The organism is Belnapia rosea (assembly GCF_900101615.1).
GTDB classification, from domain to species: Bacteria; Pseudomonadota; Alphaproteobacteria; order Acetobacterales; family Acetobacteraceae; genus Belnapia; species Belnapia rosea.
This window is the reverse complement of the sequence record NZ_FMZX01000001.1, coordinates 163,698-180,306: the sequence shown is the minus strand read 5'-3', so window position 1 is coordinate 180,306 and position 16,609 is coordinate 163,698. Positions and strand designations below refer to the sequence as shown.

12 protein-coding genes are annotated in these 16,609 nt (G+C 70.6%); 2 read left to right on the top strand and 10 right to left on the bottom strand.

Annotated elements, in window-relative coordinates; translation table 11 throughout:
- Positions 1–3 precede the first annotated feature (3 nt).
- From glgX to BLR02_RS00840, 7 genes are all read right to left on the bottom strand, one after another.
- Positions 4–1,956 carry a glycogen debranching protein GlgX gene (glgX, locus tag BLR02_RS00870; protein ID WP_090659590.1) on the bottom strand — a complete coding sequence of 651 codons (1,953 nt, stop codon included), beginning with the start codon at positions 1,954–1,956 and terminating at the stop codon, positions 4–6.
- Complete coding sequence (gene glgA, locus BLR02_RS00865) at positions 1,949–3,370, bottom strand: glycogen synthase GlgA (protein WP_090661470.1); 1,422 nt, start codon at positions 3,368–3,370, stop codon at positions 1,949–1,951. The genes glgX and glgA overlap by 8 nt, the downstream gene beginning before the upstream one ends.
- A gap of 2 nt (positions 3,371–3,372) precedes the next feature.
- The gene (gene glgC / locus BLR02_RS00860) at positions 3,373–4,656 is read right to left on the bottom strand and encodes a glucose-1-phosphate adenylyltransferase (protein WP_090659587.1); all 1,284 of its coding nucleotides are present in this window, start codon (positions 4,654–4,656) and stop codon (positions 3,373–3,375) included.
- A 105-nt stretch (positions 4,657–4,761) separates the two neighbouring features.
- Positions 4,762–7,230 (bottom strand): glycogen/starch/alpha-glucan phosphorylase, encoded by a 2,469-nt coding sequence (locus BLR02_RS00855; RefSeq protein ID WP_456303788.1) that lies wholly within the window; start codon positions 7,228–7,230, stop codon positions 4,762–4,764.
- Positions 7,231–7,322: 92 nt separating this feature from the next.
- Positions 7,323–8,141 (bottom strand): substrate-binding domain-containing protein, encoded by an 819-nt coding sequence (locus tag BLR02_RS00850; protein WP_218127832.1) that lies wholly within the window; start codon positions 8,139–8,141, stop codon positions 7,323–7,325.
- Positions 8,138–8,827, bottom strand: a complete 690-nt coding sequence (locus BLR02_RS00845; protein ID WP_090659581.1) for an ATP-binding cassette domain-containing protein — start codon at positions 8,825–8,827, stop codon at positions 8,138–8,140. Before BLR02_RS00845 ends, BLR02_RS00850 begins: the two co-directional genes overlap by 4 nt.
- The gene (locus BLR02_RS00840; protein ID WP_090560505.1) at positions 8,827–9,537 is read right to left on the bottom strand and encodes an ABC transporter permease; all 711 of its coding nucleotides are present in this window, start codon (positions 9,535–9,537) and stop codon (positions 8,827–8,829) included. Before BLR02_RS00840 ends, BLR02_RS00845 begins: the two co-directional genes overlap by 1 nt.
- Positions 9,538–9,736: 199 nt before the next feature.
- On the opposite strand from BLR02_RS00840, the gene BLR02_RS00835 reads away from it, so the two are divergent.
- Both BLR02_RS00835 and BLR02_RS00830 read left to right on the top strand, forming a co-directional pair.
- Positions 9,737–10,225 carry a CinA family protein gene (locus BLR02_RS00835; RefSeq protein ID WP_090560504.1) on the top strand — a complete coding sequence of 163 codons (489 nt, stop codon included), beginning with the start codon at positions 9,737–9,739 and terminating at the stop codon, positions 10,223–10,225.
- Positions 10,222–10,989, top strand: a complete 768-nt coding sequence (locus tag BLR02_RS00830; protein ID WP_090659578.1) for a VOC family protein — start codon at positions 10,222–10,224, stop codon at positions 10,987–10,989. The genes BLR02_RS00835 and BLR02_RS00830 overlap by 4 nt, the downstream gene beginning before the upstream one ends.
- Positions 10,990–11,089: 100 nt before the next feature.
- Here the strand turns inward: BLR02_RS00830 and BLR02_RS00825 are convergent, their stop codons facing one another.
- The 3 genes from BLR02_RS00825 to BLR02_RS00815 are packed head-to-tail and all read right to left on the bottom strand — an operon-like array spanning position 11,090 to position 16,561.
- Positions 11,090–11,863, bottom strand: a complete 774-nt coding sequence (locus BLR02_RS00825; protein ID WP_090659575.1) for a short-chain dehydrogenase/reductase — start codon at positions 11,861–11,863, stop codon at positions 11,090–11,092.
- Positions 11,864–11,894: 31 nt separating this feature from the next.
- On the bottom strand, positions 11,895–13,418 hold the full coding sequence (locus BLR02_RS00820; protein ID WP_090659572.1) for a TolC family protein: 1,524 nt from the start codon (positions 13,416–13,418) through the stop codon (positions 11,895–11,897).
- On the bottom strand, positions 13,415–16,561 hold the full coding sequence (locus BLR02_RS00815) for an efflux RND transporter permease subunit (RefSeq protein ID WP_090560501.1): 3,147 nt from the start codon (positions 16,559–16,561) through the stop codon (positions 13,415–13,417). Before BLR02_RS00815 ends, BLR02_RS00820 begins: the two co-directional genes overlap by 4 nt.
- Positions 16,562–16,609: the final 48 nt, after the last annotated feature.

Genomic DNA, 16,609 nt, shown 5'->3' with positions numbered 1-16,609 from the left:
CGGTCAGGCCGGGCTTTCGGCCAGGAGGCGGAGGCTGCGGGGGGCGAGGTCGCCCGCCGCCCCGGCGCTGTCGGCCAGAACCGTCCAGGCAAAGCCGTGGCGCGGCACGGGCGGGACCAGCGCCACGGCCTCCGCGTCGCCATTGATGGCGACGAGCACACGATCGCCCGCGGCGTAGAACGCCACCGCGAGGCTCCGGCCCCCGTCCCAGTCCGGCGGGCCACCCTCCGCTCGCCGCCACTCGACATCGGGGATGCCGGTCTCGTCAACGGCCTCGCCGGTCAGGGGTCGGCCGTCATGCAGCGCCGGATGGGCCAGCCGCGCCTGCACCAGCGCGGCGGTGAATTCCACGAGGTCCCAGTCGATCCCCTCCCAGTCCAACCAGGAAAGGGGGTTGTCCTGCGCGTAGGCATTGTTGTTGCCGCCCTGGCTCCGTCCCGCCTCGTCGCCCATGGAGAGCATCGGCGTGCCGCGCGCCGCGAGCAGCAAGCCGAGCAGCGCCCGGACATCGCCGGCCCGGCGGGCGAGCACCCCGGCATCCTCCGTCGGCCCCTCGACGCCATGGTTCCAGGAATGGTTCTCCCCGGTGCCGTCCCGGTTCTCCTCGCCATTCGCCCAATTGCGACGCTCGGTGAAGGCGACGAGGTCGGCCAAGGTGAAGCCGTCATGCGCGGTGATGAAATTGACGCTGTCCGTCACCGGCCGGTCGGCGCCGAAGATATCGGCGGAGCCGGCGAGGCAGGTGGCGAATTCGCCGAGCAACCCGCCATCGCCCCGCCAGAAGCGGCGTGTGGTGTCGCGGAAGCGGTCATTCCATTCGCCCCAGCCGGCGGGAAAGCGGCCAAGCTGGTAGCCGCCCATCCCGATATCCCAGGGCTCGGCGATGATGAGCAGCTCGCGCAGCACCGGGTCCTGGCGCATCGCATTGAGCAGCGGCGCCTGCGGGTCGAAGCCGTCCTCCCGCCGCCCGAGGGTGGCGGCGAGGTCGAGCCGGAATCCCGCCACCCCGGCCTGCACCGCCCAGTGCCGCAGCGCATCCATCACCAGGCGCATCGGCCAGGGCCGCTCCAGCGCCAGCGTATTGCCGGTGCCCGCGTCATTGGCATAGCCGGCGCCGCGCGTGCGGTAGAAGGCCGCATTGCCGAGTCCGCGCAGCGAGAGGGTCGGCCCCTCCGCATCGCTCTCGCCACTGTGGTTGAAGACGACATCGAGGATGGTGCCGATGCCGGCCGCCCGCAGCGCCGCAACGGCGGCCCGCACCTCCGCCATGCCGCCCGGGGCCAGGCGCGGACAGGGCACGAGCCAGGCAACCGGGTTGTAGTTCCAGTAGTTGGTGAGGCCGAGCGGCGGCAGGTGCCGCTCATCCACCCCAGCCGCCACCGGCAGCAACTCGACATGGGTGACGCCGAGCGCCTGCAGATAGGCGATGGCGGCCGGATGGGCGAGGCCGGCGAAGGTGCCGCGAATGGCCTCCGGGATGGCCGGGTGGCGCATGGTGAAGCCGCGGACATGCGCCTCGTAGATCACCCTAGGGCCGCCCGGCAGGGATGGCAGCGGCATGGGCGGCGGGGCTGGGGCGGCGATGATGGCCTTCGGGACGAAGGGCGCGCTGTCGGTCTCGTCCGGCCGCTCACCCGTGTCGAACAGGGCGGGATGCAGGCGGAAGCCGCGATCGAGCGCCGTCGCCCAAGGGTCCACCAGCAGCTTGGCCGGGTTGAAGCGATGCCCCTCGCCCGGCGCCCAGGGCCCATGCGCGCGGAAGCCGTAGCACGCCCCGGGCCGCACACCCGGCACATGCCCATGCCAGACGGCACCGGTGCGGTCGCGGAGGCGATGCCGCGCTACCTCCCTCTCGCCTTCGAAGAGGCAGAATTCGATGGCGGTCGCATCGGGCGCCACCACCCCGACACGCAGGCCCCCCTCCTCGGCCAGGACGCCGACCGGCGGCTCAGCCATGGATCAGGGACCGGAACAGCGCCGCATATCGCCCCGCCGAGCGCGCCCAGGAGACATCCGCCTGAAGCGCGTTGCGTTGCATCCGCGCCCAGCCCGGCGCATCGCGGTAGAGGGCGGCCATGCGATGCAGCGCCGCAGCCAGGGCCTCCGCCGAGGGCGGGGCGAATTGCACCCCGGTCGCCGCGCCGGCCGCCAGCGCGGCCTCATTGGCATCGATCACCGTATCGGCGAGGCCGCCGACCCGTGCCACCACCGGCGGCGCGCCATAGCGCAGCGCGCAGAGCTGCGCGAGGCCGCAGGGCTCGAAGCGGGAGGGCACCAGCACCGCATCCGCTCCGCCATAGCCCAGCCGTGCCAGCCCCTCATCGAAGCCGATCACCGTGCCGACCCGGCCGGGATGGGCGGCTGCCGCCTCCAGGCAGCGCGCCTCCAGCGCCCGGTCACCGGTGCCGAGGATGGCGAGTTGCCCGCCCTCGGCCAGCAGCGCCGGCAGCGCGTCCAGCACCAGGTCGATCCCCTTCTGCCAGGCGAGCCGCCCGACGAAGAGGAAGAGCGGCGCCCCTGCCTGCTCCGCCAGGCCGAACCGCGCCTGCAGCGCCGCCTTGTTGGCCGCCCGCGGCGCCGGATTCGCCGCCGAGAAGCGCGCGGCGAGATGCGGATCGGCCGCCGGGTCCCATTCCGCGGTGTCGAGGCCGTTGAGGATGCCGCTCACCATGGCGCCGCGGCTCCGCAGCAGCCCGTCGAGGCCCATTCCGCCCTGCGTCGTGCGGATCTCGGCGGCATAGGTCGGCGAGACGGTGGTGATGCGGTCGGCGTAGAAGAGGCCGGATTTGAGGAAGCCGACCTCGCCGAAATACTCCACCCCCTCCACCGTGAAGGCCGCAGCGGGCAGGCCGAGCCGGGGGAAAAGACCCGCCGGGTATTGGCCCTGGAAGGCGAGGTTGTGGATGGTGAAGACGAGGGGCATCGCGCCCCGCAGGTTCAGCCGCAGATAGGCGCCGGCAAGGCCCGCCTGCCAGTCATGCGCATGCAGCGCGTCGAACCCCTCGGCGGCGGTGGCGGCGGCCGCGCCGAGGGCGGCGAAGCGGATCGGATTGTCCGCCCAGTCCCGCCCATCCGGCCCGAGATAGGGATTGCCGGGCCGGGCGAAGAGATGCGGCGCATCCAGCACGAGCAGGTCGAGCCCCGCCGCCTGCCCGCGCAGCAGCCGCGCCGGCCCGCCGAAGAAATCCGGCCAGTCCCGAGCCGTCTCCGTCGCCTGAAGCGCCGCAAGCACTGCCGGATAGCCGGGCAGCAGGGTGGTGACGCCGATCCCCTCACCCGCCAGCGCCCCCGGGAGCGCGCCCACGACATCCGCCAGCCCACCCGTCTTCACCATCGGGAAGCATTCCGAGGCAACCGCCAGAACGCGCAGGCTCATGCCTCGAGCTTGTCCAGCATCGCCTGGGTGATGAGGCAGATCCCCTTGTCGGTGCGGCGGAAGCGCCGCGCATCCTCCTCCGGATCCTCGCCGACCACGAGGCCCGGCGGAATCCGCACGCCGCGGTCCACCACCACATTGGTCAGCCGGGCATGCTGGCCGACATCCACCTGCGGCAGCACCACGGCGCCGTCGAGACGCGACCAGGAATGCAGGCGCACGCCGGTGAAGAGCAGCGAGCGATGTGCCGAGGCGCCTGAGATGATGCAGCCGCCGGAGACCAGGGAGGAGATCGCCTCGCCGCGCCGCCCAACGACATCGTGGACGAATTTGGCCGGCGGGGTGATCTCGGCATAGGTCCAGATCGGCCAGTCGCGGTCGAAGAGGTCGAGCGGCGGCACGATATCGGTGAGGTCGATATTGGCCTCCCAATAGGCGTCCACCGTGCCGACATCCCGCCAATAGGGCTGGAACTCGGAGGAGGAACGGACGCAGGACCGCTCGAAGCGATGCGCGACGGCTTTCCCGTTCCGGACGATCCAGGGGATGATGTCCTTGCCGAAATCATGCTCCGAGCTTGCGTCCTCGGCATCCCGCCGCAGCAGCTCCAGCAGGTAGCGCGTCTCGAAGACATAGATGCCCATGCTGGCAAGCGCGAGGTCCGGCCGGTCCGGGATGCCGGGCGGGTCGGCCGGCTTCTCGACGAAATCGACGATCCGTCCGGTGGTGTCGACCTTCATCACGCCGAAGCCGCGCGCCTCGAGCCGTGGCACAGCCATGCTGCAGACCGTCACGTCGGCGCCCTGCTCGACATGCTGCTGCAGCATCTTCTCATAGTCCATCTTGTAGATATGGTCGCCGGCGAGCAGCACGATGTAGCGCGGCGCCATGTCGGCGATGATGTCGGTGTTCTGGAATACCGCGTCGGCGGTGCCGAGATACCAATTCTGCTCCGAGACCCGCTGGCTGGCGGGGAGGATGTCGAAGCTCTCGTTCCGCTCCGGCCGCAGGAAGGTCCAGCCGCGCTGCAGGTGGCGGATGAGACTATGGGCCTTGTACTGCGTCGCCACCGCGACGCGGCGGATGCCGGAATTGATCGCATTCGAGAGGGCGAAGTCGATGATGCGGGACTTGCCGCCGAAATAGACCGCCGGCTTGGCCCGCCGGTCCGTGAGCTCCATCAGCCGGCTGCCGCGGCCGCCCGCCAGGACGAAGGCCATGGCCGAGCGGGCCAAGGGTCCCTCAGCGCGTTCCGGCCCATACTCACGGCTGCTCGGCATGCTTTTCTCCCCTCCCAGGACGGCAGGCGCAGATTGCCGGGAAATGGTCCGCACGACACCTGCGAATCAGCATCCCGGCCATCACGCCCGCGTCCGTGGAATGGGTCAGCGCCGGACCGGCACCTGCCAGATCTCCTGTGCGTAGTCGCGGATGGTCCGGTCGGAGGAGAACCAGCCCATATGCGCCGTGTTCAGGATGGCCGAGCGTTGCCAGGCCGCTTGGTCCGCCCAGCGCGTCGCCACTTGGCGCTGCGACTCGAAATAGGCATCGAAATCGGCGGCGACCATGAAGTAGTCGCTGCCGCAGAGCGCATCGACGAGGTCGCGGTAGCGGTTGCGGTCGTCTGGCGAGAAGACGCCCGAGCGGACCGCCTCCAGCACCTCCGACAGGCGCGAGGAGGCGGCAATCGCGGCCGAGCCCTGTACGCCCTCGCGCCGCCGCGCCTCCACCTCCTCGGTCGTCATGCCGAAGATGAAGATGTTCTCCGCCCCGACATGCTCCAGCATCTCGACATTGGCGCCGTCCAGCGTACCGATGGTCAGCGCGCCGTTCAGGCCGAGCTTCATGTTGCCGGTGCCCGAGGCCTCCATGCCCGCCGTCGAGATCTGCTCCGAGAGATCGGCCGCGGGGACGATCATCTCGGCCAGCGAAACATTGTAGTTGGGCAGGAACACCACCTTCAGCAGGTTGCGCACCGTCGGGTCGCTGTTGATCACCCGCGCCACGTCATGCGCCAGCTTGATGATCTGCTTCGCCCGGTGGTAGCTCGCCGCCGCCTTGCCAGCGAAGATCTTGACCCGCGGCACCCAGTCCCTCGTCGGCTGTGAGCGGATCGCGTCATAGAGCGCGATGGTCTCGAGCACGTTCAGCAGCTGGCGCTTATATTCGTGGATGCGCTTGATCTGCACGTCGAACATCGCGTGCGGGTCGACCCGGATATCGAGCTGGCTGCGGATGAGGGTGGCCAGCGCTTCCTTGTTCTGCCGCTTCACGGCGAGGAATTTCTGCTGAAAGGCGGCATCGCCCGCCAGCGGCGCCAGGTCCTTCAGCGCCTCGGCATTGTCGAGGAAGGCGGGCCCGATCGCCTCGGTCAGCAGCCCGGTCAGCCCCGGATTGCACTGCTGCAGCCAGCGGCGAAAGGTGATGCCGTTGGTCTTGTTGACGACCTTACCCGGCTCGAGCGCGTGGAAGTCCTTGAACACGGTCCGCTTCAGCAGGTCGCTATGCAGCGCCGAGACGCCATTCACCTTGTGCGAGCCGACAAAGGCCAGATGCCCCATCCGCACGCGACGCCCATGGTCCTCCTCGATCAGGGAGACGGAGGACAGCAGCCGGGTATCGCCCGGATGCTTCGCCCGCACGCGATCGAGATGGAAGGCGTTGATCAGGTAGATGATCTGCATGTGGCGCGGCAGCAGCCGCTCCATCAGCGGTACCGCCCAGCTCTCCAGCGCCTCCGGCAGCAGCGTGTGGTTGGTGTAGCTGACCGTGCCCTGGGTGATCTCCCAGGCCTCGTCCCAGGCGATGCCGTGCAGGTCGAGGCAGATGCGCATCAGCTCGGCGACGGCGATGGCCGGATGGGTGTCGTTGAGCTGGATCGAGACTTTGTCCGGCAGCGACTTGAGGTCGCCATAGACCCGCAGATGCCGGCGGACGAGATCCTGCAGCGCGGCGGAGGCGAAGAAGTATTCCTGCTTGAGCCGCAGCTCCTGGCCGGCCGGGCTTTCATCCGAGGGGTAGAGCACCTTGCAGATGCTCTCCTGCCGCACCCGGTCGGCCAGGGCGCCGACATGGTCGCCATAGTTGAAGGCATCGAGCTTCAGCGGGTCGGCGGCGCGGGCAGACCAGAGGCGCAGCGTGTTCACATGCTGGCCGCGCCAGCCGACCACCGGGGTGTCATAGGCGACGGCCTGTACCGTCTCGGCCGGATGCCAGACATGCCGCATCCGCGCCTCGGAGACGATGACCGCCTCGACCGCGCCACCGAAGCCGATGTCATAGGCGATCTCGGGCCGGGCATATTCCCAGGGATTGCCGAAATTCAGCCAGTCCTCCGGGTATTCCTGCTGCCAGCCGTCGCGGATGATCTGGCGGAACAGCCCGTGCTCATAGCGGATGCCGTAGCCGAAAGCGGGGATGGCCAGGCTCGCCAGGCTCTCCATGAAGCAGGCGGCGAGGCGCCCGAGGCCACCATTGCCGAGCGCCGCGTCGGGCTCCGCCTGGCGCACCTTCTCGAAGTCGACGCCGAGCGGCGCCAGGGCTTCGGACACCAACTCGGTCAGGCCGAGATTGGTCACGCCATCGCGGAGCAGGCGCCCGATGAGGAATTCGAGGGACAGGTAATAGACCTGCTTCTGCCCGCCCTCATAGGCGGCCCGTGTCACGCTCAGCCAGCGGTCGACGATCCGATCCCGCACCGCCAGTGCGGTTGCCATGAACCAGTCGCGGTCCCGCGCGCCAGCCTGGCTCTTGCCGAGGTCATAGGTGAGTTTGCGAACAATCGCCGCGCGCATGGCATCGGCATCGAGCGCTTCAGCCGGCAAGGGAACATAGGAATTGGCCAGCGTGTCCACGGATTTCTAAACCTTTACAAGAACCCTGACGGCATCGCCGCGCGTCTTACGTAATAGTGCCAGACCCTTGCACGAAACTGAACCGAGATGATTCAGCCGGGGCTTCCGGCATTCGGAAAGAACAGCTGCTCGCCATGGATCCGATAGCCGGCGATGGCCGCCTGGCCGGCCGGGCCGGTGATCCAGCCAATGAAGGCCTGCGCCTCGGCAGCCTTCACATGCGGGTGGCGCTGCGGGCTAACGGCCAGCACACCGTACTGGTTCAGCAGCCTCGTGTCCCCTGCGACCAGAATCCGCAGATCCTGCCGGTTGCGGAAGGCGAGCCAGGTGCCGCGATCGGTCAGCGCATAGGCATTCTGCGCCGCCGCGGTGTTCAGCGCCGGCCCCATCCCCTGCCCGACCTCGCGATACCACTGCCCACGTCCGGTGACCGGATCCGCCCCCGCCTGCTGCCAGAGACGGAGTTCCGCCGCATGGGTGCCGCTGCGGTCGCCCCGTGAGATGAAGGGCGCGCGGGCAGCGGCAATGCGGAGCAGCGCCGCCGCCACGTCATGCGTCTCGGCGATATGGGCCGGGTCGGTGCCGGGGCCGACCAGGACGAAATCATTGTACATGACCTGCCGCCGCGGCCCGCCATGGCCCTCGGCGACGAAGCGCTCCTCCGCCGCCTGGTCATGCACCAGCAGCGCATCGGCATCGCCGCGGCGGCCGACATCGAGCGCCTGCCCGGTGCCGAGCGCCACCACCCGCACGGTGATCCCGGTGTCGCGGGCGAAGATCGGCAGGACATGGCCGAAGAGGCCGGACTGCTCCGTGCTGGTGGTCGAGGCCAGGGTGATGGAGCGATCCTGCGCCCATGCCGGCAAGGCGATGCCACACAGCAGCAGGGCCGGCAGCCAACGGCGTGTCACCACAGGAGGTCTCCTTGCAGGAAGGCGGCGGCCTCCGCACTGGCGGGGCCGTTGAAGAAGGGGCGTGCGGGGCCGGCTTCCACCACCCGGCCCCGGTGCAGGAAGACGACTTCCCCGGCCAGGCGACGGGCCTGGCCCAGGTCATGGGTCGTCATGACGATCTTCGTCCCCCGCGCCGCGATGCCGGCGATGATCTCCTCGACGGCGCGGGTCGCGGCCGGGTCGAGGCTGGCGCAGGGCTCGTCGAGGAACAGCACCGGGGGCGCCAGCGCGGCGGCGCGGGCCAGCGCCAGGCGCTGCTGCTCCCCGCCCGAGAGCCGGCGCGCGGGCCGGTCGGCCAGCGCCGCGAGGCCAACCTCCTCCAGCGCCGCCGCGGCCCGCCTGCGGCGCTCCGCCCATGGCAGGCCGGCCAGCGCCAGCGGGTAGCGGATATTCGCCCCCACGGAGCGGCGCAGCAGCACCGGGCGCTGGAAGACCATGGCGCCGCGGGTCGGGGCCTCTGGCGTGATGCGCCCCCTGCCCGGCCGCAGCAGCCCGTGCAGCAGGCGCAGCAGCACGGATTTGCCGGCACCGTTCGGGCCCAGGATCAGCAGCGGCGGGCCGGCCTCGATGCGAAGCGAGACATCCTGCAGGATGGCAACGCCGCCCGCGGCATAGGACAGCGCCTCGGCCTCGATCGGCAGCATCAGCCCGCCCGGCGCAGCGCGGCATCGCGCAGGAGCTGGGCGAGCGCGTTGACGCCGAGCACGATCACCATCAGCACCAGGCCGAGGGCGAGGGCCAGCGGCAGGTCGCCCTTGCTGGTCTCGAGCGCGATCGCCGTGGTCATGGTGCGCGTCGCGCCCTCGATATTGCCGCCGACCAGGATCACCGCCCCCACCTCGGCGCTGGCCCGGCCGAAGCCGGCGAGCAGCACGGTGAGCAGGGCGAAGCGGCCATCCCAGAGCAGCGTCGGCACCGCCCGCCAGGGCCCGGCACCGAAGGACCGCAGCGTCTCCGCATATTCCTCCCACAGCGCCTCCAGCACCTGCCGCGACAGGGCGGCGAGGATGGGGGTGATCAGCACCGCCTGGGCGATCACCATGGCCTGCGGGGTGAAGAGCAGCCCCCAGGCGCCGAGGGGCCCGGAGCGGGAGAGCAGCAGGTAGATCATCAGCCCGGCGACCACCGGCGGCAGGCCCATCAGCGCATTCAGCGCGACCACCACCGCCCGCCGGCCGGGGAAGCGCGCCACCGCCAGCAGCGCCCCAAGCGGCAGCCCAACCAGGGCGGCGATGCCGAGCGCGGCAAGGCTCACCCGCAGCGACAGGCCGAGGATGGCCAGCATGTCCGGATCGCCATGGCGGACCAGCGCCATGGCGGCGACGAAGGCGGAGCCCAGATCCTGCACATCCATCCCCTGGAAGCGGCCGGAAGGTGCTGGCGGCCGGTGGCGCCGTCAATCTCCCCTTGCAGCCCGCGGCGGCGGCGGCTCTGCTGCCCGCCAGAGCCGGATCGACCTCATCCTGGTCAAGCCGGTCCGGATCCCGCTTTCGTCGCGCCGGCGCTCTCACCTCGGGTATCCACCCCGGGACGATCGCGGGCCAGGAGGACCCATGGACAGCCTGCTGCCCCTCGCCGCCCGTGCCGGCGCCCTGCTGAAGTCCCGCGGCGAGACCATCGCCGTCGCCGAATCCTCAGCCGGTGGCCTTGTCTCCGCCGCGCTGCTCGCCGTGCCCGGTGCCTCGGCTTATTTCCTCGGCGGCACCGTGGTCTACACCCGCAAGGCACGGGAGGAGCTGCTGGCCATCCCGCCCGAGCGGCTCGATGGCGTGCCGCCCTCGACCGAAGCCTATGCGGCGATGATGGCCGAGGGGATCCGGCTGCGGCTCGGCACGGTCTGGGGCCTGGGCGAGACGGGGGCCACGGGCCCCACCGGCAACCGCTACGGCTATGCGGCCGGGCATGCCTGCCTCGGCGTTGCCGGGCCGGTCGCGCGGAGCCTGACGGTCGAGACCGGACATGGCGACCGCATCGTCAACATGCGGGAATTCGGCGCCCGGCTGCTCGGCCTGCTGGTCGAGGCGCTGGAGGCCGCGCCGTGACCGGCCATTTCGCCTGGCATGAGCTGATGGTGCCGGATGTCGAGGCGGCGGTTGCCTTCTATGGCGCGGTCGTCGGCTGGGGGCGGCGCGCTGCCTCGACCCCGGCGCAGCCTTACACGCTGCTGACCGCCGGCGATCGCCCGGCGGCTGGCCTTCTGCCACTGACCGGGGAGGCACGCGCCAAGGGTGCCATGCCTGGCTGGGTCGGGCATGTGCTGGTCGAGGATGTGGACGCAACCCTCGCCCGGGCCGTCGAGCACGGCGCCGTGGTGCATGTCCCGCCACGGGATATCGAGATCGGCCGCTTCGCCGTGATCGGCGACCCGCAAGGTGCGGTCCTTGCCCTGTTCGCCGGCAGCCTGCCGGAGCCGCAGCCCATGGGCACGCCCGGCCATGTCGCCTGGAACGAGCTGGCAGCGACCGACTGGCCCACCGCCTTCGAGTTCTATGCCGCCCTCTTCGGCTGGCAGCGGGTGGAGGCCGTCGATATCGGACCCATGGGCACCTACCAGACCTTCGGCCCAGGTGGGACAGCGGTGGGCGGGACGGCGATGGGCGGGATGTTCAACAAGCCGGGCTTCGTCCCACGCCCCTTCTGGGCCTTCTACATCTTCGTCGGCGACATCGATGCCGCGGCCGCGCGGGTCGGCAAGGCCGGAGGCCAGGTCGTCAACGGCCCGATGGCGGTGCCGGGCGGCGGCTGGATCCTGCAGGCCCTCGACCCGCAGGGCGCCTTCTTCGCGCTGCTCGGGACCCGGAGCTAGGGCGGCTTCCCTTCGCATCGGCCAGCGGAAGTTGCTCTGGCCTGTCGTGCGATCGAGCCAGTAACTCCGATCAGGTGATGCCACCCGATCGGAGTTCACCCTAACCCCGGAACTGCGCCCCGGCATCCACATCGATGGTGGTGCCGGAGAGGTAGCCGCCGCGAGGGCTGGCGCAGAACACCGCCAGATCGGCGATCTCCTCCGGCTTGCCGGCCCGGCCGAGCGGCAGGCCGGCCAGCATCTCCTCCCAGCGGTTCTCATCACCGAACTTGGTCTTCGCCCGTGACCTGGAGAGGGTGATGATCCGGTCCGTCATCGTCGCCCCCGGCGCGATGCCGACCACCCGCACGCCCTTGTCGGTCGACTTGCCGCCCAGTGCCGCGGTGAAGGCGATGAGCGCCGCATTGCCCGAGGCGCCGCAGATATAGTCCGCACGCGGCGCCCGCCCGGCCATGCCGATGATGTTGACGATGGTGCCGTCACCCTTCGCCTCCATCCGCGGCAGGTAGAGACGGCACAGATGGATGTAGCCGAAGACCTTCAGCGCCCAGGCCTCCTGCCAGCGGGCGAGGTCGATATCGGCCAGCGTCCCGCCCGGGATGGCGCCGGCATTGTTCACCAGCACGTCGATCTCGGGATGGGTGGCCGCCAGCGCCTCGCGCGCCCCGGCATCGCCGAGGTCGCCGGCATGGATGGCGATGTTCACATTGTGCCGGGCGCGGATGCCCTCCGCCGCCCGCTCCAGCGCCGACGCATCGCGCGAGGCAAGGACGAGGTCACAGCCCTCGGCGGCAAAGGCCGCGGCACAGGCGAGGCCGATGCCCTTCGAGCCGCCGGTGATCAGCACCCGCTTGCCGGCGATATTCATCTCCATGGCCCCGTCCCCCAATGCTTATGGGGAAAGCCTAGAGCCGCGGCGCCACCCCGGAAACCCCGCTCGCCAGCTCCAGCTGGGAGAGCGCCAGCAGATAGGCATAGCGCGCCTGGTTGGCCTGGATGCGGGTGGCATTCAGCACGCGCAGCGCATCCAGCACGTCGAGCAGGGTCCGCCCGCCGGCGACATAGGCCTGCTCCGTGCTGCGATAGGCCTGCTCGGCACGGCCGAGCGCCCCGCCGGCATAGAGGTTCAGCAGCGCACGGGCCTGTTCCACCCCCGCCCAGGCAGCGGCGAAATCGGCGCGGGCCTGCAGCAGCGTCGCACGGGCCACCGCATCCGCCTGGCCCTGCTGGGCGGCGGCGGCGGCGACGTTCCCCTCGACGATGCGGGAGGTGAAGATCGGCACCGAGAGCTGCACCCCGAAGCTGTTGAGCGCATTCAGCCGGTCCCGCGAGTCCGGCAGGTCCTGCGACAGGGCGGAGCGGCTCCAGCCCGCATCCACCGTCACGTCGCGCGAGCGCGTCGCCTCGACGAGCTGCCGGTTCGCCGCAGCCGCCGCCGCCTGGCGCTCGGCCGCCACCACATCGGGCCGGCTGGCGACGCCCTGCGCCAGCTCCTCCCGGCCGATGCCGAGATCGGGGATCGCGTCGAACCGCCCGCGCACATCGAAGGCGACCGGCGAGAGGATGGTCCGCACTGCGGTCGGCGCGCTGGCGGGGCCGGGCGGCGTGCCGGTGCGCCCGCCCTGCTGGCCGGGCGGCGGGCCGAGGGACCCGGTCGCCGCCGGGTTGATGCCGAGCGCCGGGATCTGCCCCGCCCCCGGCTGGAACAGCGCCGGGTCGGCCGCCAGCAGGGCCGCGACCGCCGCGACGCCGGCGGCATAGGCCTGGGCATTGCCGGTCACGTCACCCTCGAATTGCAGCCGGCTCGCCTGGAAGCGCAGCAGGTCGCCCTCGGGGATGGCGCCGTCCCGGAATTGGCGGCGCAGCAGCTGCTCGGTGCGGTCGAGGCTCGCGCGGTTGCCGAGCGCCACCTCGAGATTGGCCCGCGCCAGCAAGGCGCCGAGGAAGGCCTGGCGGAGCAGGAACATCTGGCTGCGCAGCGCATCCAGCACCTGCGCCTCGGCCCCCTCGATCTGCCGCTCGGCGAAGCGGGTGCGGAGCGTGCGCTTGCCGCCGCGCTCGACCAATACGGTCAGCCCGACATTGATGTTCCTGGCAGGGCTGAGATAGCGCGCCCCGCGCAGCGCACCGTTCCGGGTCTCCCCGAACTGGGCGAAGCTGTTGCCGACCGAGACGGTGGGCGATGGCCGCGAGGAGGCGACCAGGCGCTGCGCCCGCGCCGCATCGACGCCGCGCCGGGCGGCCAGCACGGCGAGGTTGCGGTCGACCAGCGCCGCCTCCGCATCCTCAAGCGTCAACGGCCGGGCACCGGGGCCGATGGGCAGCGGCATGCTGCCCGGCGCCGGGGCCTGGGCCGGCGCCTGGGCATGGGCGGGAAGCCCGGCGAGCAATGCGCCGCCGAGCAGCGCGGCGCGGAAGCAGAGCCTCATGCCCGCACCGCCGCGCCGGGCGCCGCGGCCTCCGCCTGGCGGATGTGCCGGGGCTTGCCGAAGAGGTCGATCATCGCCGGGAAGACCACCAGGATGAAGAGCGGCACGAGGCCGATGCCGCCGACCACCACCAGGGCAAGGGGCTTCTGCACATCGGCGCCGATGCCGGTGGCCAGCGCCATGGGCAGCAGGCCGGTGAAGCTGGCGAAGCAGGTCATGAAGACCGGCCGCATGCGGTCCCGCCCCGCCTGGTCGAGCGCAGGCCGCCAGGGCATCCCCTCCAGCCGGAGATGATTGAAATGGGAGAGCATGATGATGCCTTCCATCACGGTGATGCCGAACAGCGCCAGGAAGCCGATCGCCGCAGGCACGCTGAAATTGAGCCCCGCCACCGCCAGCGCCGCCACGCCGCCGGTGATCGACATCGGCACGATGCCGAAGACCAGCAGCGTCTCGCGCAGGCTGTTGAACTGCACGTAGAGCAAAACGAGGATCAGCGCGAGCGCCGCCGGGACCACCACCAGCAGGCGGCCGATAGCCTCCTGCAGGTTGCGGAACTCGCCGACCCAGTCGAGGCGGTAGCCGGGCGGCAGCTGCACGCGCTGCTCGACAAGCTCCTGCGCCTCGGCGACCGTGCTCGCCGGGTCCCGCCCGCGGACGGAGAAGCGGATCGGCACGTAGCGCGAGGCATCCTCGCGGTAGATGTAGGAGACGCCGGAGACAAGGCGGATGCTTGCCACATCGGCCAGTGTCGCGCCGCGCGGGCCGCCGACCGGGATGCGGCCGATCGCCTCCAGGCTGTCGCGGAAGGGCGCGTCCAGCCGCACGACGATCGGGAAATTGCGGTCGCCACCCGGCTCGTAGAGGCGCCCGGCCTCCCGCCCGCCGATCGCCGCCTGCACCACCTCGTTCACGTCGTCGATGGCGAGGCCGTAGCGGGCGGCGCGGGCCCGGTCGATCTGCAGCGCGACGGTCGGCTGGCCGAGCGAGCGGAAGACGGCGAGGTCGGCGACGCCCTCGACACCGGCCATCACCTGGCGGATCTCCTCCGCCTTGCGGGCGATGATGTCGAGCTCCGGCCCGAAGACCTTCACCGCGTTGGCCCCCTTCACCCCGGAGGCGGCCTCCTGGACATTGTCGCTGATCGCCTGGGAATAGCTGAACTCGACGCCGACGAACTGGCTCGAGAGACGTGCCTGCATGGCATGCACCAGCCCGTCCCGGTTCGGCGCCGTGGTCCATTGCTGCGGCGGCTTCAGGGGGAGGAAGAACTCCGCATTGAAGAAGCCGGCGCTGTCGGTGCCGTCATCCGGCCGGCCCTGCTGCGAGGTGGCGGTGATGACCTCGGGGAATTCCATCAGCACGCCGCGGATGCGGTTCACCGTGGCATTCCCCTCCTCGAGGCTGATCGTCCCCGGCATGGAGGCGCGGACCCAGAGGTTGCCCTCCTCCAGCGTGGGCAGGAATTCCGCCCCGAGCAGGGACATCAGGAAGATCGAGGCGCCGAAGAGCGCGGCCGCCAGCATCAGACAGAGGGCACGGGCCCGCATCGCCGCGGCGTAGAGCCGGGTATGGCCCCAGCGCAGGACGCGGACCAGCAGGGTGTCCCGCTCCCGGCTGTCCTCGCGCAGCAGGGCGGCGGCCAGCGCGGGGGTGATGGTGAAGGTCGCCAGCAGCGCGCCGATGATCGCATAGGCATAGGTCTTCGACATCGGGCCGAAGATGCGGCCCTCGATCCCGCCGAGCGTGAAGAGCGGGATGAAGGCGGCGATGATGATCAGTGCCGAGAAGAAGATCGCCTTGTCCACCTCGCCCGCCGCGCGGAGGACGGTGAGCGACAGGCCCGACAGGTCCCGCGAGCTGGCCGGCGCGATGTAGCGGTGCGCGGGGTTCCGGCTGAGGCCGAGATGCCGGTAGATGTTCTCGACCATGATGACGGTGGCATCGACCAGCAGGCCGAAATCGAGCGCGCCGAGGCTGAGCAGGTTGGCGCTCTCGCCGCGGGCCATCATCAGCAGGATGGCGAAGAGGAAGGCGAAGGGCACCGTCGCCGCCACCACCAGGGCACCGCGGAAGTCGCCGAGGAAGAGCCACTGGATGAGGAGGATGAGGGCGACGCCCTCGATGATGTTGTGGACCACCGTACGGGTGGTGATCTTCACCAGATCCTCGCGGTCGTAGAGCGGGACGATCTTCACCCCCGGCGGCAGCACGCCGCCGGCATTGATCCGCGCCACCTCCTGCTGCACGCCGCGGATGGTCGGCAGGGTCTGCTCGCCGCGGCGCATGAGCACGGTGGCGAGGACCACGTCGTCGTTGCCCTCCTGCCCGGCGATGCCGAGGCGGGGCTGGTTGCCGATCTCGACGGTGGCGATGTCGCCGAGCAGGACGGGCATGCCGCCCTCGGCCGAGACCACCACGCTGCGGATGTCGTCCAGCCCGCGGATCAGGCCGATGCCCTGCACCACCGCCGCCTGCGGCCCGATGCGGATGGTCCCCGCGCCCACGGTCGCATTGCCGGCGCGCACCGCCTGGATGACCTGCGGCAGGGACAGGCCGAGCGCCGCCATCCGCCGGAGGTCGACCACCACGTTGTAGCTCTTGGTCAGCCCACCGAAGGAGGTCACGTCCACCACCCCGGGGACGCGCTTGAAGCGGCGGTCGAGCACCCATTCCTGGAGGGTCTTGAGGTCGGCCAGCGAATAGCCCGGCGGCCCGACCAGGCGGTAGCGCATGATCTCGCCGATCGGCGAGAGCGGGCTGATCTGCGGCTGGACGCCCTCCGGCAGCCCATTGAGCTGGCCGAGCCGGTTCAGCACCTGCTGCAGCGCCTGGTCGTAGGTGTAGTTGAAGTTGAACTGCACCCGGACGTCGGAGAGCCCGAAGAGGCTGGTGGAGCGCACCGAGGTGAGGTTCGGCAGCCCGGCCATCGCCACCTCGACGGGGATCGAGACATAGCGCTCGATCTCCTCGGCCGACTGGCCGGCATTCTGGGTGATGATGACGACCTGGGGCGGTACCGGGTCCGGATAGGCTTCGATGTTCAGCCTGGTGAAGCCGATGAGCCCGATAACGATGAAGGTGAAGAACAGCAGGATGACCAGCGGCCGGCGCTGGAGGGAGAAGGCGACAATCTGACGCATGCTGGTCTTTCCGACTGGGCCGGGGCAGCCGGCGGCTTATTCTGCCGT